Source organism: Curtobacterium sp. MCPF17_046, assembly GCF_003224295.1.
Taxonomy (GTDB): Bacteria; Actinomycetota; Actinomycetes; order Actinomycetales; family Microbacteriaceae; genus Curtobacterium.
On the sequence record NZ_QKLB01000008.1, the window covers coordinates 70,977 to 94,401 of the forward strand.

A 23,425-nucleotide genomic window follows, 5' to 3' on the forward strand; every position below is an offset into this window, starting at 1 on the left:
TATACATGCTGGCCGTGAGAGTCCACCACGCTTTCGGCGTGTCCCGCGAACCACACGGCATCCGCATATGCGCTACCGTACCCCGTGTTCAACCGCGCGCGAAGTTTCCCTTTGTCAAGAGTCCATTCGCGGACTTCGTTCGGGTAGGTTGTCCATTGTGAGCCTTTGCAGGAACGAATAGCGACGAAAGGACCCTTCAATGTTGAGGAAGAAACCGCTGCTTGCAAGCACATGTCCATGCTCGTTGCGGGATGCAGTCTCCAGTAACTGTGTCCATCGCTGGCGCTCTCTTGGAATTCTGCTCGGAACGCGCTTGCGTTTGATTTTGCTTCATCGAGCGTTGACGCCTTGTCTAGGTACTCGGTCCCGCTCCGGAAAAACCAATAGTCGTTTGACTCCTTCCAAACCATCTTGAAGGCGGTACCGAGTTCACCCGGCTCCGGTGCGTAATCAGCCGCAACTGCTCGGGTGCCGTCAGTGATTGCGCCAGCGAGGAAAGAGAGAGCAACGCCGGTCGCGACGGCCCTCCGGAGGAATGACTTCATGTGAAGAGATGTCTTTCGGATCGAGGCCACGCACGCGGGATCACGCCGGGCACTGGTCATAGGACATAAGAAATATCAGGCATCAGCCTGAAGACCTTCCGAGCGCGATGCCTACGCGAACCTGCGTCCGACCGACGCAACTTCCGCGCCCAGGACTTGACGCGCCTCCCGTCCTGAGTAAACTTGAGCCCATCGGACGCAAGTCCAACCCCTTACCCCTACACGAGGAGTCAACACATGGGACGTGCAGTAGGCATCGACCTCGGAACCACCAACTCCGTCGTCTCCGTACTCGAAGGTGGCGAGCCCACCGTCATCGCCAACGCCGAGGGGCTCCGCACGACGCCCTCGATCGTGGCGTTCACGAAGGACGGCGAGGTGCTCGTCGGCGAGACCGCGAAGCGCCAGGCCGTCACCAACGTCGACCGCACCATCGCGAGCGTGAAGCGCCACATCGGTACCGACTGGAAGGTCGACATCGACGGCAAGAGCTACACGCCGCAGGAGATCTCGGCCCGCACCCTCGGCAAGCTCAAGCGCGACGCCGAGCAGTACCTCGGCGAGGACGTGACCGACGCGGTCATCACCGTCCCGGCGTACTTCAACGACGCCGAGCGTCAGGCCACCAAGGACGCCGGTGAGATCGCCGGCCTCAACGTCCTCCGCATCATCAACGAGCCGACCGCTGCGGCGCTCGCGTACGGCCTCGACAAGGGCAAGGAAGACGAGCTCATCCTGGTCTTCGACCTCGGTGGCGGCACGTTCGACGTCTCCCTGCTCGAGGTGGGCAAGGACGAGGACTTCTCCACGATCCAGGTCCGCGCGACCTCGGGTGACAACCGCCTCGGCGGCGACGACTGGGACCAGCGCATCGTCGACCACCTCGTCAAGAAGTTCAAGGACGAGCACGGCGTCGACCTGTCGACCGACAAGATCGCGAAGCAGCGCCTCAAGGAGGCCGCCGAGCAGGCGAAGAAGGAGCTGTCGAGCCAGCTCAGCGCGAGCATCCAGCTCCCGTACCTGACGCTCACCGCCGACGGCCCGCTCAACCTCGACGAGACCATCTCGCGCGCGCAGTTCGAGCAGATGACCTCGGACCTGCTCGACCGCACGAAGAAGCCGTTCAACGACGTCATCAAGGAAGCGGGCGTGTCGGTCAACGACATCGCGCACGTCGTCCTCGTCGGTGGTTCGACCCGCATGCCCGCCGTGGCCGAGGTCGTCAAGTCGCTGACCGGTGGCAAGTCGCCGAACCAGGGCGTCAACCCGGACGAGGTCGTCGCCGTCGGTGCCGCCCTGCAGGCCGGTGTCTTGAAGGGCGAGCGCAAGGACGTCCTGCTCATCGACGTCACGCCGCTCTCGCTCGGCATCGAGACCAAGGGCGGCCTGATGACGAAGCTCATCGACCGCAACACCGCGATCCCGACCAAGCGCAGCGAGACCTTCACGACCGCCGACTCGAACCAGCCGTCGGTCGCGATCCAGGTCTTCCAGGGTGAGCGCGAGTTCACCCGCGACAACAAGCCGCTCGGCACCTTCGAGCTCACCGGCATCGCGCCGGCCCCGGCGGGCATCCCGCAGATCGAGGTCACGTTCGACATCGACGCCAACGGCATCGTGCACGTGTCCGCGAAGGACAAGGGCACCGGCAAGGAGCAGTCGATGGTCATCTCCGGCGGCTCGTCGCTGCCGAAGGAGGACATCGAGCGCATGGTCCGCGAAGCCGAGGAGCACGCGGCCGAGGACAAGGCCCGCCGCGAGGCGAGCGAGCGTCGCAACCAGGCCGAGCAGCTCGTCTACTCGATCGAGAAGCTCATCAAGGAGAACGACGACAAGCTCCCTGCGGACGTCAAGTCCGAGGTCCAGGGCGACGTCGACGGCCTCAAGTCCGCGCTCGCGGGTGACGACGACGAGGCCGTGAAGACCGCGTTCGACAAGCTCAACGAGTCGCAGGGCAAGCTCGGACAGGCGATCTACGCGCAGAGCAAGGCAGCCGACGCCGCCGGTGATGCGGGTGCGGGCGCCGGTGCCGAGGGCCAGACCACCGGTGACGACGAGGACATCGTCGACGCCGAGGTCGTGGACGACGACGACAACGACAAGAAGTAGGACACATGACCACCAGCAACGAGAACCCGCAGGACCCGCAGCACGACGGCGCCGACCTGCCTGGAGGCTCGGCTGACGGTGGGCAGACCGGTTCCGGCCCGGCGGATGGTTCCGCCGGGCCCGCCGGGTCCGCCCCCCAGGGTGGGCAGGCACAGGGCGGCCAGGCACAGGGCGGACGGGCGCAGGGCAACCCGGCCGAGGGCTCCGAGGACGGCGCGACGGCTGACGTCGACGGCACCGAGGACCTCATCGAGGCCGAGGGTCCGGACGTCGAGGTGTCGACGGACGCCCCGCCGGCGAACGACCTGAGCCCCGAGGACGAGGCGCTCCTGGCCGACGCAGCGACCGGCATCGCCGAGGACCGGCTCTCGCCGTCCGACCGCGACCTCGTCGGCGAGATGCGGACGGACATGCTCCGCGCCCAGGCCGAGCTCGTGAACTTCCGGAAGCGCGTCGAGCGTGACCGGGACGCCAACCGCGAAGCCGTCATCGCCGAGGTCGTGCGTGCACTGCTTCCGGCCCTCGACGACCTGAACCGCGCCGAGTCCCACGGCGACCTCGCCGAGGGACCGATGCAGGTCATCGCCCAGAAGCTCCGCAGCGGGTTCGACAAGTTCAAGCTCGTGCAGATCGGCGAGAAGGGCGAGACCTTCGACCCCAACGTGCACGAGGCGATCGTCCAGCTGCCCACGCCGGGAGCGACCGGCCAGACCGTGGCGGACGTCGTGGAGCCGGGCTACAAGCTCGGTGACCGCGTGCTCCGTGCGGCCAAGGTCGCCGTGGCGGTGCCGGCCTGAGGGTCGGCGACGGTGGAAGGGAGGTGAGCCGTGGCCAGTCAGGACTGGTTCGACAAGGACTTCTACGCAGTGCTCGGGGTGTCGAAGGACGCCTCCGAGGCTGACCTGAAGAAGACGTACCGGAAGCTCGCGCGGCAGTACCACCCGGACTCCAACCCGGGTGACGCTGCTGCCGAGTCGAAGTTCAAGGAAATCAGCGAGGCGTACTCGGTGCTCTCCGACAAGGAGCAGCGCAAGGAGTACGACCAGGTCCGCGCGATGGGCTCCGGCGCTCGCTTCACCTCGGGTGGTGCGGGCGGCCAGGGCGGCTTCGAGGACGTCTTCGGCGGCATGTTCGGCGGAGGCGGAGGCGGCGGACAGCGCGTCCGGTTCGGCCAGGGCGGTGCCGGTGGCGCCGGCGGGTTCGAGGACATCCTCGGCGGCATGTTCGGCGGAGGTGGCTTCGGCCAGAACTCCGGCGGCTTCCGGGGCTTCGGCGGGCCGACGAAGGGGCGTGACGTCACCGCGACGACCACGCTCGACTTCGCCACCGCGATCACCGGGGACACCGTCAAGCTCGCGCAGGGCAACGGCCGCCCAGTGAACGTCCGCATCCCCGCGGGCGTCGCCGACGGCCAGAAGATCCGGCTGCGTGGTCGGGGCGAACAGAGCCCCGACGGCGGCGAGGCCGGCGACCTCGTGGTCACCGTCTCGGTCCGCAAGCACCCGGTGTTCGAGCGCGACGGGCAGAACCTCCGCGTGGACGTGCCCGTGACGTTCGTCGAGGCGGCGCTCGGCGCCACGATCCAGGTGCCCACACTCGGCGGCGAACCCGTCAAGCTGCGGGTCGCCCCGGGGACACCCTCGGGCCGGGTCCTCCGGGTCAAGGGCCGGGGCGTCCCGGGCAAGAACGGCACCGGTGACCTGCTCGCCACCCTCCAGGTCGCCGTTCCGTCCCACCTCTCCGACAAGGCCCGCGCGGCGCTCGACGCCCTCGCGGACGCCCTGCCGGACGAGGACCCCCGCGAGGACCTCCTCGCGAAGGCGCGCGGCTGACCGCGCACCGAACCGCACTGCACGACCGGCCTGGAGGCTCGGCGCGGCTCCGTCAGGGACCCGCGCCGAGCCTCCAGGCCGGCAGGGTGGGCGCGCCGCCGGCGCGTCCCGTCACAACCGGTGGTGCGGGCACAGACTGGTCCCGCACCACGCGCACGACGGAAGGAGCGCTCGATGACCGAGATGGACGAGAACTCGCCCGTCTTCGCGATCGCGGTCGCGGCGGAACTCGCCGAGATGCACCCGCAGACCCTGCGGCAGTACGACCGGCTCGGCCTCGTCGTGCCCGGGCGCACCCGTGGCGGGTCGCGGCGGTACTCGATGCGCGACATCGCCCAGCTCCGCGAGATCGCGCGGCTCGGGTCCGAGGGTGTGTCCCTCGAGGGGATCCGGCGGGTGCTCGACCTCGAGAACGAGAACGCACAGCTGCGCACCCGTGTCCGGGAGCTCGAACGCGCACTCGCCGACCAGCTCATCAGCCGTCCGGGTGCACGGGTGTTCGCCGCGACGACGACCGGCGCCGCGGTGCCCCTGCGTGCCGGCATGCGGCCGCAGCGCAACACCGCGGTCGTACTCTACCGACCGCAGCGCTGAGTGGAATACCACATGTGCATCACGAAGTGATCGTCTCTACTTTGTGCCCTGGCTCGCCCGAGCCACGACACGAGGAGGGGATCCATGGGGATCAAGACCATCGCGATGGGCGTCACAGCGGTCATCGTCTCCGCCCTGATGGGTGCTGGGCCGGCGGCGGCAGCGGCTGCGCCGGAAGCGCCGCCCGGCTCGACGAGGACGATCGCGAACAAACCGACCGGCGTCGGCCTCATCCCGGTCGACGACCGGACCTACCAGGTGACCGGACAGCCGCATTGCGGTCTGTTCGACAGCACCTGCCAGATCCACGTGGGCAACGTCGGGGGTGACTACCACTGGGACGGTGGCACATCGACCGCGACCTTCGCCGGCTGGCGGTACGGGGAGACCAGGACACCGCAGTTCTGGACGTACGCATGCGCGCTCTGGTGCGCGAACTCGGCGAAGGTGAACGGGACACCGGTCACGCGGCCGTACCCGAAGCGACCGATCGCCGCGGAGGTGGCATCCCAGAGCGATGCCGGCCGGAGCGCGTACATCACGGGGACGGCGTCCGGGAAGGCGAGCATCCGCCTGAACGGGCGACAGGTCGCGACGGCGAGCGACGCCGGGACGGGGACCTGGGCGACGACGGTCACAGGGCTCTCCGTCGGACAGAACACGTTGGTGTTCCAGCAGTACGTCGACGGGCAGTACCGTGACCAGACCTCGGTGACCGTCACGATCACGGAGCCGAGCAAGCCGGGGCGGATCATCGGGAACGACGACACGGCGGAGCTGCAGCGCGGGGAGACCACCACCGTCTACGCCCGCTACACCGCCCAGTCGGCGTTCACCACCCCGACCGGCACGCTGGTGCTCACGGCACCCGAGGGCACCACGTTCGCCACCGGTCAGGACCACCAGCGCGGGCAGTACCTCGACGGGTCGACCTGGCGCGAGTTCGGCGGGGACTCGCTCGTGAGCGGGGTGCGATCCGCCGACGGGCACACGTACTCGTTCACGCTCGGCAACAGGAACTGGGACGTCGCCGCGGGGCAGCAGTTCCGCTTCGCGATGCAGGTGGAGACCCCGGTGGGCATCACGAGCACGACGGGTGCGCTGACGGGAGCCCTCACCGGGTCGGTCGCGGCCGGGTCGTTCGACACCACCGCCACGGTCACGACCACCGTGATGGGGGACGCCTTCACCGCGGCGGCGACGTTCCCGGGCGACATCACGAAACCGGTGGTCGTCGCCGGGAGGGGGCAGCCCGGGGCGCAGGTCGAGGTCCGGGACGGTGATCGCGTCCTCGCGTCGACGACCGTCGGGCAGGACGGTAATTGGTCGGTCACGGTCGCGGCGCCCGACCGCGGAGGCGTGCTCGCGGTCCGCGCCGTGCAACGCGTGCAGGGCCAGGACACAGACGCCGTCGGCGTCGACCTCGATTACGGCACGGCGGTCCGGATCACCTCCCCGGGTGACGGCTACCACACCAACCCGGTCTTCTCGAGGGTGCGGATCGTCGGTGTCGCCGAGCCCGGAAGCGTCGTGCGGGTGGGTGAGCGCGGCGGAGCTCCGGACGGTCTCGGCCGCGTCGACGTCGGCGCGGAGGGACGCTGGGCGGTCACCACGCCCGCGCTGGGTGTCGGTGAGCACGTCGTCGTCGCGACGGCGACCTCGAAGGGCGCCAACACGACGAGCTCGAGCGTCCGGGTCATCGTCGACGACGAATGAACGGAACGGGGCGGGTCCGACGGGACCCGCCCCGTTCCCGGCGACCCCGCTGGCTCGGCGTCGTGCCGACACAGTGAGGGGCGGCCCGGTCGACTGGGCTCGCGCCACTCTGTGCGCTCGCCGCCGAGTGGTGTGACGCTGCTCGTCAGGTCCCCGGTGGCGGATCCGAGAGCGCGCGCTGCGTGCTCGGTGCCGAGCTGCAGGACCGGACCGGATCCGGCCGCTCGGAGGACGGGGTGCATCGGTCGCTCACCACGCGATGAGCCCGGACGGTGCGGATGACCTGACGGATGCACTCCTGGCACACGTCAGCGCCCCGTGCGTCCTCGTACCGGGTCGTCGTCGTCGAAGTCCCGTGTGTCTGGGCGGTCTGGATCCGGCAGGAGGTGCACCGCCCAGGTCGCACGCTCGGCCAGTCGTCCGTCGCGGCCGTCCACAGCGATCCGCAGCGCCACGACACCGTTGCGGATGTGTTCCCACGGCAAGGTCTCGTGGAGTCGGTCGTTCCGCAGGCGGAAGGTCAGGCCGTCCAGCGTGCCCCCCAGTGCCGCCGAGAGCATCGGGTTCCCGCACTCGTTGATGAACGTCCGGTAGACCGGGGTCGCGGCCGCCGCAGTGGCCATCCAGCCCGGCTCCTGCATGCAGTCGAGCAGGATGCCGAGGCGCCGGAAGAGGGAGGCGCGTGTGCGGTCACGCAGCGTGGGAACGGCCATACGCACGACGCCGCCGAACAGGAGGCCCAGCGCCTGGAGCGCAGGCAGGACGTCCTCGTCCCGTGGCTGCGCGACCCGGGTGTACCGGTTGGCGCGGAGCTCGACGAGGCCGAGCCGATCGAGGTCTGCGAGGGCCTCGCGCACCGGCGTCCGGGAGCATCCGAGCCGGGCGGCGAGTTCGTCGTCGTCGAGGCGTTGGCCCGGGCGCAACCGCCCGCTGATGATCTCCGACCGCAGGCGGTCACGAGCGACGTCCCGGAGCAGGGTCCTCGTGCCGGGGGTGGGTTGCGCTGCGAACATGGGCCCCTCCCGCAGTGCCGCGGAGCCCGGGCGGTCCGGGCGTGTTCCCGAGCGTACGACCCGAGCCCGACGCTGTCGCGTGTGGTATATCGCTGACCTGTGGCGGTCAGCGGTAGCTCGGGAGCTGGACTGCCAGTGCGCCGCGGCTACTCTCGGTCCGTGCCGTCCTTCGACTTCGCCGACCACTTCCGGCGCCACGCCCGCGAGCAGGGCCCGGACCTCATCGCGATCGACGGGACCGACCGGTTCCTCCTCGACGAGGCTCCGCACGTGCACGGCGACGCCCTGCGGCACCCGGGCGCCGTCACGGTGGTGGACGACCGGTACGGGGTGCTCACCCTCGGAGTGCTCGCCCTGCACGGAGCGTCGGATGTCCGTGTGGTCCAGGACTCGCTCGTCGGTGAGCGAGCACTGGAGGCCAGCGCCGGCACGTTCGGCCGTCGCGGGTTCCACCACCCGGAGGGCTTCGAGGAGGCGTTCCGTGACGCCCGAATCGTCATCCTCCGGCTCAGCAAGTCGCACGACCGCCTGGACGAGGTCGCACGCGCGGTCGCCCGCTTCGCCGCGCCGGACGTCGTGCTGCTCTGCGGTGGACGCACGAAGTACATGACCCTGACCCAGAACGACGTGCTCCGGCGGTCGTTCGGCGAGGTCGTCGCGAGCCGTGGGCGCGGCAAGTCCCGCCTGCTCATCGCGTCGGACCCGCTCCGCGCCGCCGCCGAACGCGCCGCGGTGACCGATCCGTGGCCGCGTCAGGTGCGTCAGGACGAGCTCGACATCACCATCGCCGCCCACGGCGGCGTCTTCGCGGGCACGTCGCTCGACATCGGGACGCGGGTCCTGCTCGAGGCCGCCGAGGCGGCCATGCCGGAGGCCCGGGTCGTCGTCGACCTCGGGTGCGGCAACGGGGTGGTCGCGACCGTCGTCGCGCGCTCCCGCCCACGCGTGCGCGTGGTGGCGACGGACGTCTCCGCGGCGGCGATGGCCTCGACGCGTCTCACCGCCGACGTCAACGGCGTCGGCGACCGCGTCCGTACCGTGCGGAGCGACGCCGGCGACGAACTCGACGAGGACAGCGCCGACCTGGTGCTGTGCAACCCGCCCTTCCACGCGGACACGACCGTCTCGACGGACGCCGCCGAGGCGATGTTCCGGAACGCGGCCTCGGTGTTGCGTCCAGGTGGGGAACTCTGGACGGTGTGGAACTCGCACCTCCGGTACCGCCCGGTGCTCGAGCGCATGGTCGGACCCACGCGGCAGGTGACGCGGACGGCGAAGTTCACCGTCACGGCGTCGGTCGCCCCGCGCTGAGCTCCGGTCAGACGAGCCGACAACGTCTGCGGGCCCGGGGGAGTGGCCGGCTGCGACGGTGACGACCCCGCGCCGCGGGCGCTCACTGGGGGCGACCCCGCACGGGCCGGCTGAGACGGGGACGACCCCGCACCACGGGCGTGGAGCGGGGCCGTCCGCATCAGATCCTCGTGACGGGCCGTCGTGCCGTGCGGGTCAGATCGTGACCGTGACCTGCGTGGAGCGGTCACCCGAGACGACGGTGATGACGTGCTCGCCCGCCGTCAGCCCGGTCACCGTGAGGTGTCCGGTGCCGTCCTCGTGGATGGCGCTGTAGGCGAGGACCGTGCCGTCCGAGTCCTTCGCCTGCAGGCCGCCGATGCCCGAGGGGAGGCCCCAGACGTCGATCTCGGCGCTGCCGGTGAGTGCCGACGCGTTCACGACCGTGGCCGCGAGTTGGTCGGACGGGTGGTCGCCGTTGCCGACGACCACGTCCTGTTCGGCGGTGCGGTCGCCGTTCGTCGAGGTGACGTGCACCGTCGTCGTCAGCGCTTCCGGTGCAGGCAGGACGACACTCGCGACGCCGCCGTCGCCGATCGTCGCCTGCTTCGTGACGCCGTTCGCGGTGGCCGTCACCTCGGTGCCCTCCGCGCCCGAGAAGTGCGCGACGATCTCGGAGGCGGTGAGGCGGCTGGTGGTCACGGCGACCTCGGCCGGAGCGGGGGTCTCCTCACCGTCGCCCTCGCCCGGGTCCGTGGTGCCGCTGCCGTCGCCCTGGCCGGGGTCGGTGGTGCCGCTGCCGTCGCCCTCGCCGGGGTCGGTGGTGCCGTCGCCGTCGCCCTCACCGGGGTTCGGGGTCCCACCGTCGGCGTCGTAGCGGAGGGAGTACGGCTCCGACTTCCAGCGTCCGTGCTCGTCCTGGTACTGCACGGTGAGGTCGTTCAGGCCCACCTCGAGGTCCTCCGAGAATGCGATCCGGAAGTCGCCGTCGGCGTTGGTCGTGCCGTGCGCGGCCGTGGACCCGGTGTGGTCCGTGACCAGGACCTGTCGGTACGAGCCGACGGTCGACCCCTCGATGGTCGGACGGGCCTCCGTCACGGTGGAGCCGTCGGCGGGCGTCGCGATGGTGAAGCTGGTGGTCTTCGGGGCCCAGGTGACGCTCTGGGAGACCCGCTTCTGCCAGCTGCCGTCCGGCTGCTCGAACGCGACGACGATGCCGTTGTCACCGAGGTGCAGCGCGCCCTCGATCGTGACCGACCAGTTGCCGTCGGCGTCGGCGGTCGTGCTCCCGAGGGGGTCGACGCCCATCGCGAGGATGCTGACGCGGCCGTTCGGACGGCCGTGCCCGGTGAAGGTCGGCTGTGCGGTGTCCACCGTGGCGCCGTCGGAGGGGCTCGTCACGTCGTACACCGGCTCGGTCGACTCGCCGGGGCCCGGGTTCTCCGAGCCGGAGCCGGAGCCGGAGCCGGAGCCTTCGCCGGAGTCCTCCCCACCCGAGCCGGAGCCCGAGCCGTCCCCGGCGTCCGCGCCGACCTCCGCCAGCACCCAGCCGCTCGCCGCGAACCGGTCGTGGTCGGGCGTGGTCGCCGGGACGGCGTCGTTCACGGTCTGGACGAAGGCGTGCTCGGCGTCGGCACCGCCCGGGATCCGGACGCTGAAGTCGCCGTTCGACCCGGTCTCGGCGGTGGCCAGGACGGTCTCGCGGTCGGTCGACGTCTGGACCTCGGCGCGGAGGTTCGTGTGACCCGTGACCACGAGGTCGTCACCGTCGCGGGTGACGGAGTCGATCGTCGGGGTCGCCGCGTAGGCGTCGAGCTCGGCCTGACCCGGCGTGCTGTACGTGCCGTTCTTCTTGACGACCGACGCCGTGATGGTCTGCGGACCGGACACGAGCGGCTCGAGCGTGCAGGAGTACAGGTTCGGACGCGCCTGGGTCGCGGTGCCGGTGCACAGGACGTGGCCGTCCGCGTCGACGATCTTCAGCGTGCCGCCGGTGACGGAGCTCGTGACCTGGGCCTCCGGGGTGGCCTGCCCGGTGACGAACAGGCGGTTGCCGTCCCGCTCGCCCTGGGCGGTGGCGCCCTGCACCGTGTAGACGTTCGTGGTGCTGCCGACGATCGGCCGTGAAGCCGTCGCCCCCGGGATCGACGGGGTGTCCGCAGGGCTCGTCGCGGCGGAGGCGGCCGACGGGACGAGGGTTGCGGCGAGGACGAGGCCGAAGGCGGCCCCGGCTGTTGCTCGGTGGATCGTGCGCATGGTTCCCTTCCTGTCCGCGCGGAGCACGCGGACCTGGGAATACTGCATGTGGGATACGGAGAAGATTCCGAGTGTGATGATGAGGTTCCTCCACCAGAACGAGGAAAGCCCCGACCAGATGGCCGGGGCTTTCCTCGTGGGAGCGTGGACTACGCGGGGACGTAGTCGAACGTGTCCGGGTCGGGGCCGGTGCGGTGGCCCTTGTCGAGCGTCGTGATGTCCGTCATGTCCTCGTCCGAGAGCTCGAAGTCGAAGATCTGGAAGTTCTCCTCGACGCGCGAGCGGGTCACCGACTTCGGGAAGACGATGTCGCCGCGCTGGATGTGCCAGCGGAGGACGACCTGGGCCGGGGTCTTGCCCGTGCTGCGGGCGATGCGGGTGATCGTCTCGTCGTCGAGCACGAGACCCTGGGCGATCGGGGACCAGGCCTCGGTCGCGATGCCGTGCTCCGAGCCGTACGCGCGGAGCTCGTCCTGCACGAGGTACGGGTGCACCTCGATCTGGTTCACGGCCGGCGTGATCGTGGTCTCGGCAGCGAGACGGTTCAGGTGGTGCGCCTGGAAGTTGCTGACGCCGATCGAGCGCGCGGTGCCGGCGTGGTAGAGCTCCTCGAGCGCCTTCCAGGTCGGGACGAAGTCGCTCACGGTCGGGAGCGGCCAGTGGATGAGGAAGAGGTCCGTGTAGCCACCGAGCAGGTCGGCCGACTTCTTGCCGTTCTCGGCTGCTGCTTCCGGGGCGTGGAAGCCGTTGTTGAGCTTCGAGGTGACGAAGACCTCCTCGCGGGGGATGCCCGACTCGGCGATCGCCTCACCGACCTCCTTCTCGTTGCCGTACATCTCGGCGGTGTCGATGTGGCGGTAGCCGACCTCGAGCGCCGTGAGGGTTGCGGCCTTCGTCTCGGCGGGGTCGATCTGGAAGACGCCGAAGCCGAGCTGCGGGATCGTGCGTCCGTCGTTGAGCGTGATGTTCGGAACGGTGGTCATGCGTCGATCCAACTCCCGACGTCGCGCACGGCTTCCCGGGGACGGTCAGGCGGGCGTGTCCCCCTCCCGCCGGTCCGGGTGGGTCAGGCGAGTGCGGCCGCGATGTACGCGGCGAGCGCCTCGCCGTAGGCCACCGCCGGGTCGGCCGAGGCGAAGGTCCGGTCGGTGCCGGCGATGCGGGCGGTGACCGTCCACAGCACCTGGTCGTCCTGGCCGACCAGCCGCGTCAGTCCGACGAACGCCGGCCCGAGCAGGTCCCGCAGTTGGTCCTCGCGCGGCAGCCACAGGGAGTCGGCCGCGGCGACCGAGTCGAGCGCCCACTCGGTCGTGCCGTTGAAGCCGAGTTCGACGCCCGTGGGGTGGTCGTGCCGCTCGACCGTCATCTCGGAGACGGTGTACACGTCCTCGTAGACCCCCGGCTTGTCGATGACGAACCGGTCGCCGGTGTCCGGGTGCCAGCGGAGTCCCGCGGTGCGGAGGGCACGGGCGAGTTCCACGGTGATCATGCGCCCACACTGGCACGCACCGGACCGGCCGGCACCGAGCGCACGACCAGGTTGCGGACCGGACCCGCGAGGCCGCGCTCCCGGGACGGCAGGACGGCCCTCCGGAGAACTCGTCGGGCGGTCGTACTACCATCGCGACGCACCCGCGCGTCACGCCCGTCGTGACGCGCGCGCGACGCGACGACGCCCGGCCACCGGTGCCGCGCCTCCCGGTCGGACCACCGACCACGGGGCGGGCCGAGGGCCGGCGTCCCGAACCGCAGGGCCGACCGGCCCGCTCAGCAAAGGACCCGTATGACCCTCGACCGTGAGGAACTCCGCGACGGTTGGACCGTGTCGCTCGTCGAGGACGGCGCCTCCGGCGTCGCTGCCGACCTGCCGACCGGCGTCCGCGGTGTCACGTTGCCGGCGACCGTGCCCGGACAGGTGCACACCGACCTGGAGCGTGCCGGGCTGCTGCCCGATCCCACCTTCGACCGCAACGAGACCCGGACGCAGTGGGTCGGGCAGTCGGACTGGGCGTACCGACGGCAGCTCGACGTCGACCCCCGCGGCCACGAACGGGTCGACCTCGTCTGCGACGGCCTGGACACCGTGGCCGAGCTGTCCCTCGACGGAGTCCCGATCGCGACCACGCGGAACATGCACCGGCGCTACCGGTTCGACCTCCGGCAGGTCGAGACGTCGGGTCCGGTCGACGGCAAGGAACTCGAGATCGCGTTCGAGTCGCCCTACCGCGAGGCCGAGCGCGTCGCCGCGCGCGCGGGCAGCATGCCCGGCCCGTACGACGAGCCGTTCCCGTACGTGCGGAAGATGGCGTCGAACTTCGGGTGGGACTGGGGGCTGACCGCGGTCACGAGCGGACCGTGGCGACCGGTCGCGATCGAGCGGTGGTCGACCGCCCGTCTCGCCGACATCCGGCCCCTCGTCGACGTCGAGGCCGGTGAGGGCGTGCTCGACACCCACATCGCCCTCGAGCGCTCCGGCCCGACGCTCCACGGCACGAGCACCGGCGACCTCGACCTGGACGGCGAGGACGACGACCTCGTGCTCGTCGTGACCGTCTCGGGTCCCACGGTCGACGGGCGGACGACCAAGCAGCGGTCCCGCGCCCAGGTCACCCCGAAGGAGGACGGTGCGGTCGTCACGGTCCGTGTCCCGGACGCGGCGCTGTGGTGGCCGCGCGGGTACGGCGAGCAGGCCCTCCACGACGTGGTCGTGGAGCTGCAGACCGTCGACGGCGCGGTGCTCGACCGGCGCTCGTTCCGCACCGGGTTCCGGTCCGCCGGGGTGCGGACGGCGCTCGACTCCGCCGGTCGCCCGTTCGAGGTCGTCGTCAACGGCACCGTCATCGACGTCCGCGGCGTGAACTGGATCCCCGACGACGTCATCGTGTCGCGGGTCGACCGAGCGCGGTACGCCGCCCGGCTCGACGCGGCGGTCGACCTGCGCGCGAACCTCGTCCGCGTCTGGGGTGGCGGGGTCTACGAGTCGCACGACTTCTACGAGCTGTGCGACGAGCGCGGTCTGCTCGTCTGGCAGGACTTCCCCTTCGCGTGCGCCGCGTACCCGGAGGACGAACCGCTGCGCGGCGAGGTCATCGCCGAGGCGCAGGACAACGTCGCCCGGCTGTCGCGGCACCCGTCCCTCGTGGTGTGGAACGGCAACAACGAGAACATCTGGCTGCACGACGTCGACGGCTGGGGGGACGAGCTCGGCGACCGCCCGTGGGGCCTCGGCTACTACCTCGACCTGCTGCCGACGATCGTCGACGCGGTCGACCCGTCCCGCTTCTACACGGTGGCGTCGCCGTGGTCGGGGTCCGAGTCGATCGAGCCGAACCACGTCGACCACGAGACGCACCACTCGTGGGACGTCTGGAACCGGGTGTCCGACGACCACTACCGCGACTCGGTGCCCCGGTTCGTCTCCGAGTTCGGGTGGCAGGCGCCGCCGGCCTGGCGCACGCTCCGCGACGCGGTGACCGACGAGCCGATGACGCCGACGTCCCCCGGGGTGGTGCACCACCAGAAGGCCGCCGACGGGATGGCGAAGCTCGCGCGGGGGATCGAACCGCGGTTCGGCAGCGCCGGGGACGACCTCGACCGCTGGCACTACCTGACCCAGCTCCAGCAGGCCCGCGCGATCGCGACCGGCGTCGAGCACTGGCGGACGCACTGGCCCCGCAACACGGGCGTCGTGGTCTGGCAGCTCAACGACCTGTGGCCGGTCTCGTCGTGGTCCGCGATCGACTCAGCCGGTCGCCGCAAACCGCTCGCGCACGAGCTCCGCCGGCTCTACGACGACGTCCTCGTCGCGATCCGCCCGGTGTCGACCGTGGACACCGCCGTCCGCGCGGTGCCCACCGAGGTCGACGACCGGACGGGAGGCCCGGCTCCGCGCACCGCGTCCCTGCCGGTCACCGACTCGGCCGGGTCCGGCACCGTCCCCGGCGACGACGGGCGTGACGACCCGTCGCGGGCCTCCGACGCCTCGCCGGTCGAGGTCGCGGTCCGCTCCGCCCGCACCGGGCTCGACACCGTCATCCGGGTCCGCCGGATCGACCTGTCCGGACGGATCCTGGCGGAGGAGACCCTGCCCGTCGTGCTCGACCGTCCGGGGGTCGCCGTCGTGCGGCTGCCCGCGAGCGTCGGTGTCGTGGACGACGCCCGGGACGAGGTCGTCGTCGCGGACATGGACTGGCGCCGGGCCGTGTGGACGCCGGCACCGGACCGGGAGATGCGCTGGCAGCCCGCGCGGTACCGGGCGACGTTCTCGGCGACGCCGGAGGGCGACGGGCTCGACCTCGTCGTCGAGGCCGACTCCCTCGTCCGCGACCTGCTCGTGCAGCCGGACCGGGTGGCCGCGACGGGCACGGTCGACCGCGGGTTCATGACGCTGCTGCCGGGGGAGCGCGTGCGGTACCGCCTGACCGGCGTCGGGGAGGCGGACATCGCGGCCCTGACGAGTGAGCCGGCGCTGCTGACGCTCGACCGGGTCCTGCTGGAGGCATCCGACATACTGGATTGATGTACCATGGCCGGGTGAGAGCGGGAGACCGCCTCTGCGTATCCGCACGCCCCTCGCCTGATCAGGAGCCCACATGTCGCTTGCGCCTGGTCCCGTCCGGCGTCCGTCGACACACACCGATCGGTCGTGCCGGGACGTCCCCGATCCCGTCGACGTGACCGAGGACCGGTCGCACGTGCCCGTGACGACGACGGAGCCCGGCCGGAGGACCGCGTCCACCGGAACGTCTGCGCCCGCCGGAACCTCTGCGCCCGCCGGAACGTCTGCGCCCGCCGGAACCTCTGCGCCCGCCACGGGGACGACGCTGCCCAGCAGCACGACGGCGCCCGACGTTCCGACGGGCTCGTCGCCACGACCGCTGTGCGGGACCCGGGTGCGCGGGACGCTCGTCGTGCTGGACCTGCTGTTCCTCGCCGTCGCGTTCCTCGTCGCCCACGTGACCCGGTTCCCGTGGGAGTCGCCACTGCCGCGGCCCGATGCCGGGCTGCTCGAGTTCACCGTCGCCCCGGTCGTCGTCGTGCTCTGGCACGCGATGCTCGGCGCGGCGCGTTCGCGTGACCCGCGCGTGGTCGGGTTCGGCAACGAGGAGTACCGACGTGTCCTCACCGCGAGCCTGGTCACCGGAGCGACGGTCGCCGTCGTCGCCTACGCAGTGGGCATCGACCTGGCACGCGGGTACGTCGCGGTCGCGTTCCCGGTCGGCCTCGGGCTCGTCGCCGCCGGACGCAAGGCGGTCCGGACGGTGCTCGCGCGGCGACGGTCCCGGGGTGTGGGGCTGGTCGACGTGTTGGTCGTCGGTGACGCTGACGACGTCCGGTACGTGGGGCGGCGCCTGGTGGCCACCCCCGCGGCGGGCTACCGGGTCGTCGGGCTGCTCACCGACTGCCTCCCAGCAGGGCGGGCGATCGGACTCGGTGACACCACGGTCCCGGTCATCGGCGGCATCGACGACGTGCTCGACGTCGCTCGGCGCCGGCGGGTGGCGGCCGTGCTCGTGGCCGGGGCCGTGCCCGGCGGACGGGAGCGCATCCGTCGGCTCGGCTGGCAGCTCGAGGCGGACGGGATCGAGCTCGTCGTGTCCTCGCCGCTCGCCGACGTCACGTCCGCCCGGGTGCACGAACGCCCCGTCGACGGGTTGCCGCTCATGCACGTCGAGATGCCCGACTACTCCCGTCGCGCGGGCAAGCGGGCGTTCGACCTGGCGGGCGCGGCGCTCGGGATCGTGCTCCTCGCCCCGGTGTTCGGCCTGGTCGCGCTGGCGATCCGGGTCGACGACGGGGGTCCCGTCCTGTTCCGGCAGACCCGCGTCGGCCGCGGTGGTGCGCCGTTCTCCATCTGCAAGTTCCGCACCATGTGCGTGGACGCCGAGCAGCGTCTCGCCGACCTCCGGACGCGCAACGACGGCGCCGGGCCGCTCTTCAAGCTGCACGACGACCCGCGTGTGACCCGGGTGGGGCGGTTCCTCCGCCGGACTTCCCTCGACGAGCTGCCCCAGCTGTGGAACGTGCTCGTCGGGACGATGAGCCTGGTCGGACCACGTCCGGCGCTGCCGAGCGAGGTCGAGCGGTACCGGGACTTCGACGACCGTCGCCTCCTCGTGACGCCGGGCATCACGGGGCTCTGGCAGGTGAGCGGCCGTTCGGACCTCGACTGGGCCGAGGGTGTGCGGCTCGACCAGTACTACGTCGAGAACTGGTCCTTCCTGCACGACGTCGTCATCCTGGCCCGGACCATCCCGTCGGTGCTGCGGTCGCGCGGCGCCTACTGAAGCCGATCGCCGGGGCAGAGGCGTGAGCCGAGGAGGCGCGGGGCACCCTCTGCTCGGCCGTCCCTGGACGAACGGTGACCATCGGGCTCCTCGCCTGGGCTTCTCACGCGGTGCGAGTTACGATGGTGGGACAGCGGGACACCGCCGGACCGGTCGACGGTGACCGGACGGGACGACCAGGGACACTGGTCGGACGGCGGCCAGTTCCAGTACCGAAGGAGTCGACATGTTGCAAGGCCTCACCGGAATCCACCTGGTGATCATCCTCGGCATCGTGCTGCTGTTGTTCGGTGCGACGAAGCTCCCGGCGCTCGCGAAGGGCCTCGGCCAGTCGATCAACGTCTTCAAGAAGGAGATGGGGACCGACGACGGCAAGAAGACCGGCGCCGCCTCGACCGATGGGACCGCGAACGCCGCACCCGTCCAGCAGCCGACGGCGCAGTACCCGAGCAGCAACGGCGTCCAGGAGCCGGTCGTGAACCCCGGCCCGTCCACGCAGCCGAACAGCGACTCCCGCTCCCTCTAGACCGCCGACCCATCGGCATCCCGGCCCCGGGACCGACGACAGCCCTCGTGCACCAGCACGGGGGCTGTCGCCGTTGCACGGCGCGACCGGGCGCATGATGGCCTCATGACGACCAGCGCCCCAGCCGCAGCCGCCGACCGGCCGGGAGGCACGGCCCCCCTCCACGACGACCGACGCCTGGTGCTCGTGGTCGCGGTCCTCGCGTCCTTCGTCGTGGGGCTCGACTCCAGCGTCGTGAACGTCGCACTCCCCGCGATCCGGACCGAGCTCGGCGGTGGCCTCGTCGTCCAGCAGTGGACGGTGGACGCCTACCTCGTCACGCTGGGGTCGCTGGTCCTGGTCGCCGGGTCGCTTTCCGACCTCTTCGGCCGGGTCCGCATCATCACGTGGGGTCTCGTCGTGTTCGGCGTCGCCTCGGTCCTGTGCGCCGCTGCACCGAGCGGCGAGGTGCTCGTCGTCGCGCGCGCGGTGCAGGGGGTCGGTGGAGCGCTGGTCACCCCGAGTGCGCTCGCGCTGATCGTCGCCGCCTACCGCGGGGCAGCCCAGGCGAAGGCGATCGGGACGTGGACGGCCTGGTCGAGCGCAGCGATGATCCTCGGCCCCGTCGTCGGCGGGCTCGTCGTGGACGGCATCGGGTGGCGCTGGATCTTCGTGCTGACCGCGGTGCCGATCGTGGTGATGATCCCGCTCGTCCGCCGCATCGGGTCCGAGGTGCGCGGCGGCCCGCACGCGCGGGTGGACGTCGTCGGCGCGGTGCTGGCGGTCGTCGGGGTCGGTGGCGTCGTGCTCGGGCTCATCGAGCAGGAGCGGCTCGGGTGGGGCTCGCCCGTGGTCGTCGGCGCGCTGGTCATCGGCGGGGTCGCGCTCGGGGCGTTCGTGCCGTGGGAGCTCCGGGTGACCCGGACGTCCGGGGCGCCGCTCGTCCCGCTCGGGCTCTTCCGGGCGCGGAACTTCACCGTCGGGAACCTCGCGACGCTCTCGATCTACGGCGCACTCGGGATGGTCTTCTTCGTCGTCACGCTGTTCCTCCAGGAGGTCTGGGGTTTCCCGGCGTGGGTGGCGGGCCTCGCGACGCTGCCGCCGACGCTGATGCTCCTCGCGCTGTCCACCACGGTCGGTGCGCTGGCCGGTCGGTTCGGACCGCGGTGGTTCATGACGGCCGGGCCGGCGATCGCCGCGGTCGGTGCGCTGCTCATGCTCCTCGCCGGCGACGACCCGGCCGGGTACTGGTGGTCGGTCCTGCCGGGATTGGTCCTCGTCGGTGCCGGCATCGCGACGATGGTGACCCCGTTGACGAGCGCCGTCCTCGGCTCCGTCCCGCAGCCCCAGGCGGGTGCGGGGTCGGCCGTGAACAACGCCGTGGCGCGCATCGCGGGCCTCGTGACGGTGGCGCTCGCCGGGGTCGTCCTGGGCGGCGAGATCGGCGTCGCCGGCCTGCACCGGGCGATGGTCGTGATGGCGGTGCTGCTGCTGGCCGGAGCCGTCGTCAGTGCGGTCGGGATCGTGGACCCGGACCGTCGAGACTCCGACTCGTCCGCCTGACCAGCCCTTCGAGCGGCCCGGTGCCGATCCACCGCCGCCACGGGGTCGCCACCAGACCGGCGCCGACGACCACCAGGAGGGTCGCCGTCCACCCGGTGTGCCAGTGTCCGTCACCGGTTGCGTCGAGTGCGGCGTACACGACGATGTGGGCGGCGTAGACGGTCAGGGCGAGTGCCCCGACGGCACGCACCGGGGCGAGGAGGACGCCGGCGCGACGTGCGGTGAGGAGGCTGAGCGCGAGGACCGCGAGCGCGACGCCGAGTGCGCCGAGCAGCTCCGGCGTCGACCCGGCGTGCGGCTGCACCGAGGTCAACCCGGCCCAGTCGACACCGGGGTGCTCGACCGTGCCGCCACCCTGTGGGACGAGGTGTGGTCCGGCGTCGGCCGGGCTGGTCCCCGCCGACCCGGCCCCGGCGGAACCCGCGCCGGCCGTACCGGAGCCGGTGGACGTCGACCCGCTCGCGCTCGTGTCGCCGGGTGGGAGTCCCAGGGCCGCCCGGACGAGGACACCGCCGCCGTAGCCGACCACCCCGGCGGCGATGCCGGCGGCGAGCAGGAGCAGGTGCACCCGGATCCGCCGGAGCGGGAGCCGTCCGACCACGAGCCCGACGAGGACGACGCCCCACCAGGTGATGCCCGGGTAGGCACCGAGCAGGACGCCGTGCACGAGTGGGTCGCTGGCGTCGTGCAGCACCGACCGGCCGACCGCGGTGCAGACCGGCCCCGTCACGAGCGCTGCGGCCGCGACCCCCGCGACCGTGCGGGTGCGGGCCCGCAGGAGCGGGATCGTCGCCACGAAGCACACCGCGTACGTGGGCAGGATGACCTGGACCGGGGTGTCGAGGACGGTCAGGAGGGAGCCGAGGACGAACAGGGCGACCGCGCGCACGAGCACCCGCCGTCGGTGCACCACGAGGCCCTCCGGTGCCGATGGGTTCGACGGGTCCGACGGGTCCGACGGGTCCGACGCCGGCCGAGGTCGGGTCATCAGCGTGAGCGAGACGCCGGCGCAGAGGGCGAAGAGGACCGCCGAGCGCCCGTCGACCACCGCCGCCCAGGTGTCCGGCCGGGCCCAGTCGAAGTCGGGGTGCGGTGGACCGAGGTGCGCCACGACCATGCCGAGCACGGCCAGACCGCGGGCGAGGTCGAGGCCGTCCAGCCGGGACGGTCGCGCACTCGACGCCGGGGCCGGCCCGGCGGACGGCCCGTCGGCGGACGGCCGGTCGGCGGATGGGCCTGCGACCGGGCCCGGGGACCGGCCGGGGGATCGGCGGGTGGAGCGGCGGAGGGACGCGAGCGGACCCGGGGTCCGGCGAGCTGTCGAGGTGGTCATGTCCCCAGCACAGCGCGCGGGGTGTTTCGTCGGAGTTGCCCGCAGGTGGCGGGAATGCCGTCGCCCGCCGTAAACTTGAGTCAAGTGGACTCAGGAAGGCGCTGACGGGATCGGCCCCGCGCCGGACGGTCCGAGGACTCCGGTCCGGCTGGCGGTCGCCGGCCGACCACACGGCAACGCAACGGAAGGACGGAACGCATGGCGAACCTCCAGGGCGCTCCTGACTCGCAGGAGAAGCAGAAGACCGCCCTCCAGCAGTACGGCGTCGACCTCACGGCGATCGCGCGGAGCGGCAAGCTCGACCCGGTGATCGGGCGGGACGCCGAGATCCGGCGGGTGTCGCAGGTGCTCACCCGCCGCACGAAGAACAACCCGGTGCTCATCGGCGAGCCCGGCGTCGGCAAGACCGCCGTCGTCGAGGGGCTCGCGCAGCGCATCGTCGCCGGTGACGTCGCCGACTCGCTCAAGGACAAGCGGCTCGTCTCGCTCGACATGTCCGCCCTCATCGCCGGTGCGAAGTACCGCGGCGAGTTCGAGGAGCGGCTCAAGGCCGTGCTCAAGGAGATCGACGACTCCGACGGGCAGGTCATCACGTTCATCGACGAGCTGCACACGCTCATGGGCGCAGGCGGCGGCGAGGGGTCCGTCGCCGCGTCGAACATGCTCAAGCCGATGCTGGCGCGCGGCGAGCTCCGGCTCATCGGGGCGACGACGCTCGACGAGTACCGCGAGTACATCGAGAAGGACGCCGCCCTCGAGCGACGCTTCCAGCAGGTGTACGTCGGGGAGCCGAGCGTCGAGGACACCGTCGCGATCCTCCGCGGACTCAAGGAGCGCTACGAGGCGCACCACAAGGTGACGATCAACGACTCCGCCCTCGTGGCTGCGTCGGCGCTGTCCGACCGGTACATCTCCGGCCGTCAGCTGCCGGACAAGGCGATCGACCTCATCGACGAGGCGGCGAGCCGACTGCGGATGGAGATCGACTCCAGCCCCGTCGAGATCGACGAGCTCAAGCGCACCGTCGACCGGCTGCGCGTCGAGGAGTTCGCGCTCAAGCAGGAGAAGGACGACGCCTCGAAGGCCCGGCTCGAGACCCTGCGGGACGAACTCCGCACCCGCGGCGAGCTGCTCGCCGGACTGGAGGCGCGGTGGCAGGCCGAGCGCGCCACCCTGAACCGGATCGGTGAGCTGAAGCAGCAGCTCGACGACCTCAACATGCGGTCGCAGCGTGCCCAGCGGGAAGCCGACTACGAGACCGTGTCCCGCCTGGAGTACGGCGAGAAGCCCCGCATCGAGGCCGAACTCGCCGCAGCCGAGCAGGCCGGGTCCACCGACCGCATGGTGAACGACAGCGTCACCGACGAGGACATCGCCGCCGTCATCGCGCAGTGGACCGGCATCCCCGTCGGGCGCCTGCTGCAGGGCGAGACCGAGAAGCTCCTGCACCTGGAGAGCGAACTCGGTCGTCGGATCATCGGGCAGCGGACCGCCGTGTCGGCCGTGTCGGAAGCGGTCCGTCGGACCCGCGCCGGCATCTCCGACCCGGACCGTCCGACCGGCTCGTTCCTGTTCCTCGGCCCCACCGGCGTCGGCAAGACCGAGCTCGCGAAGGCGCTCGCCGAGTTCCTGTTCGACGACGAGAAGGCCCTCGTCCGCATCGACATGAGCGAGTACGGCGAGAAGCACTCGGTCGCGCGGCTCATCGGCGCCCCGCCCGGGTACGTCGGCTACGAGGCCGGCGGGCAGCTCACCGAGGCCGTCCGCCGTCGGCCGTACTCGGTGATCCTGCTCGACGAGATCGAGAAGGCGCACCCCGAGGTGTTCGACGTCCTGCTCCAGGTCCTCGACGACGGCCGGCTCACCGACGGGCAGGGCCGCACGGTCGACTTCCGGAACACGATCCTCGTGCTGACGTCGAACCTCGGGTCACAGTTCCTCACCGACCCGGCGCTCTCCGCCGAGCAGCGTGAGGCGGCGGTCCGCGAACTGGTGCAGCAGGCGTTCCGTCCGGAGTTCCTCAACCGGCTCGACGACATGGTCGTCTTCCAGGCGCTCACCCCGGACGACCTCAGCCAGATCGTCTCGCTCTACGTCGACCGACTCGCGCGTCGACTGTCCGGTCGCCGCCTCGAGCTCGCCGTGACGCCGGACGCCCGCACCTGGCTCGCCGAGGGCGGGTACGACCCGGCCTACGGCGCTCGGCCCCTCCGCCGGCTCATGCAGCGGCAGATCGACGACCAGCTCGCTCGCGCCATCCTCGCCGGCGACGTCCGAGACGGCGACACCGTCCGCGTCGACGTCTCGCCTGGTGGCGAGCAGCTCACCGTCGAACCGTTCGAGGTCGGCGAGCTGGTCGAGGAGTGACCGGCCCGGCCCACA

Annotated in this window: 16 protein-coding genes; 11 read left to right on the forward strand and 5 right to left on the reverse strand. The window is 71.5% G+C overall.

Going from position 1 to position 23,425, the window contains the following annotated elements:
- The first annotated feature begins 782 nt into the window (after positions 1-782).
- The 5 genes from dnaK (at position 783) to DEJ32_RS09200 (ending at position 6,796) form a co-directional block, all read left to right on the forward strand.
- The gene (gene dnaK, locus DEJ32_RS09180) at positions 783-2,654 is read left to right on the forward strand and encodes a molecular chaperone DnaK (protein ID WP_110901042.1); all 1,872 of its coding nucleotides are present in this window, start codon (positions 783-785) and stop codon (positions 2,652-2,654) included.
- A gap of 5 nt (positions 2,655-2,659) precedes the next feature.
- Positions 2,660-3,451, forward strand: coding sequence for a nucleotide exchange factor GrpE (locus DEJ32_RS16385; RefSeq protein ID WP_110890679.1), 792 nt, complete (start codon positions 2,660-2,662; stop codon positions 3,449-3,451).
- A 30-nt stretch (positions 3,452-3,481) separates the two neighbouring features.
- Positions 3,482-4,486, forward strand: coding sequence for a DnaJ C-terminal domain-containing protein (locus DEJ32_RS09190; RefSeq protein ID WP_110901043.1), 1,005 nt, complete (start codon positions 3,482-3,484; stop codon positions 4,484-4,486).
- A gap of 183 nt (positions 4,487-4,669) precedes the next feature.
- Positions 4,670-5,080: a heat shock protein transcriptional repressor HspR gene (locus tag DEJ32_RS09195; protein ID WP_110901085.1), complete on the forward strand. Its 411-nt coding sequence runs from the start codon at positions 4,670-4,672 to the stop codon at positions 5,078-5,080.
- A gap of 84 nt (positions 5,081-5,164) precedes the next feature.
- Positions 5,165-6,796, forward strand: coding sequence for an Ig-like domain-containing protein (locus tag DEJ32_RS09200; protein WP_110901044.1), 1,632 nt, complete (start codon positions 5,165-5,167; stop codon positions 6,794-6,796).
- 308 nt (positions 6,797-7,104) lie between these two features.
- Here the strand turns inward: DEJ32_RS09200 and DEJ32_RS09205 are convergent, their stop codons facing one another.
- A complete protein-coding gene (locus DEJ32_RS09205; protein WP_110901045.1) occupies positions 7,105-7,809 on the reverse strand; it encodes a GntR family transcriptional regulator in 705 nt (234 codons plus the stop codon).
- 159 nt (positions 7,810-7,968) lie between these two features.
- Here DEJ32_RS09205 and DEJ32_RS09210 point away from each other — a divergent pair, with 159 nt between their 5' ends.
- Positions 7,969-9,120 carry a class I SAM-dependent methyltransferase gene (locus tag DEJ32_RS09210; protein ID WP_110901086.1) on the forward strand — a complete coding sequence of 384 codons (1,152 nt, stop codon included), beginning with the start codon at positions 7,969-7,971 and terminating at the stop codon, positions 9,118-9,120.
- Positions 9,121-9,315: 195 nt separating this feature from the next.
- On the opposite strand, the gene DEJ32_RS09215 is transcribed toward DEJ32_RS09210, so the two are convergent.
- The 3 genes from DEJ32_RS09215 to DEJ32_RS09225 all read right to left on the reverse strand — a co-directional run bounded on the left by DEJ32_RS09215 (position 9,316) and on the right by DEJ32_RS09225 (position 12,844).
- Positions 9,316-11,355, reverse strand: a complete 2,040-nt coding sequence (locus tag DEJ32_RS09215) for a hypothetical protein (protein WP_110901046.1) — start codon at positions 11,353-11,355, stop codon at positions 9,316-9,318.
- A gap of 149 nt (positions 11,356-11,504) precedes the next feature.
- Positions 11,505-12,338, reverse strand: coding sequence for an aldo/keto reductase (locus DEJ32_RS09220; protein ID WP_110890683.1), 834 nt, complete (start codon positions 12,336-12,338; stop codon positions 11,505-11,507).
- A gap of 83 nt (positions 12,339-12,421) precedes the next feature.
- Positions 12,422-12,844: a pilus assembly protein CpaE gene (locus DEJ32_RS09225; protein ID WP_110901047.1), complete on the reverse strand. Its 423-nt coding sequence runs from the start codon at positions 12,842-12,844 to the stop codon at positions 12,422-12,424.
- Between the two features lie 294 nt (positions 12,845-13,138).
- On the opposite strand from DEJ32_RS09225, the gene DEJ32_RS09230 reads away from it, so the two are divergent.
- From DEJ32_RS09230 to DEJ32_RS09245, 4 genes are all read left to right on the forward strand, one after another.
- Positions 13,139-15,874, forward strand: coding sequence for a glycoside hydrolase family 2 protein (locus DEJ32_RS09230; protein ID WP_110901048.1), 2,736 nt, complete (start codon positions 13,139-13,141; stop codon positions 15,872-15,874).
- Positions 15,875-16,247: 373 nt separating this feature from the next.
- Positions 16,248-17,642 carry a sugar transferase gene (locus tag DEJ32_RS09235; protein WP_181420631.1) on the forward strand — a complete coding sequence of 465 codons (1,395 nt, stop codon included), beginning with the start codon at positions 16,248-16,250 and terminating at the stop codon, positions 17,640-17,642.
- A gap of 226 nt (positions 17,643-17,868) precedes the next feature.
- Positions 17,869-18,168 carry a twin-arginine translocase TatA/TatE family subunit gene (tatA, locus tag DEJ32_RS09240; protein ID WP_110890686.1) on the forward strand — a complete coding sequence of 100 codons (300 nt, stop codon included), beginning with the start codon at positions 17,869-17,871 and terminating at the stop codon, positions 18,166-18,168.
- Positions 18,169-18,273: 105 nt separating this feature from the next.
- Complete coding sequence (locus DEJ32_RS09245) at positions 18,274-19,710, forward strand: MFS transporter (RefSeq protein ID WP_110901050.1); 1,437 nt, start codon at positions 18,274-18,276, stop codon at positions 19,708-19,710.
- On the opposite strand, the gene DEJ32_RS09250 is transcribed toward DEJ32_RS09245, so the two are convergent.
- The gene (locus DEJ32_RS09250; RefSeq protein ID WP_110901051.1) at positions 19,655-21,043 is read right to left on the reverse strand and encodes a heparan-alpha-glucosaminide N-acetyltransferase domain-containing protein; all 1,389 of its coding nucleotides are present in this window, start codon (positions 21,041-21,043) and stop codon (positions 19,655-19,657) included. The two genes, DEJ32_RS09245 and DEJ32_RS09250, sit on opposite strands and share 56 nt — an antisense overlap.
- A 198-nt stretch (positions 21,044-21,241) precedes the next feature.
- Here DEJ32_RS09250 and DEJ32_RS09255 point away from each other — a divergent pair, with 198 nt between their 5' ends.
- Positions 21,242-23,410, forward strand: a complete 2,169-nt coding sequence (locus DEJ32_RS09255) for an ATP-dependent Clp protease ATP-binding subunit (RefSeq protein ID WP_110901052.1) — start codon at positions 21,242-21,244, stop codon at positions 23,408-23,410.
- Positions 23,411-23,425 lie beyond the last annotated feature (15 nt).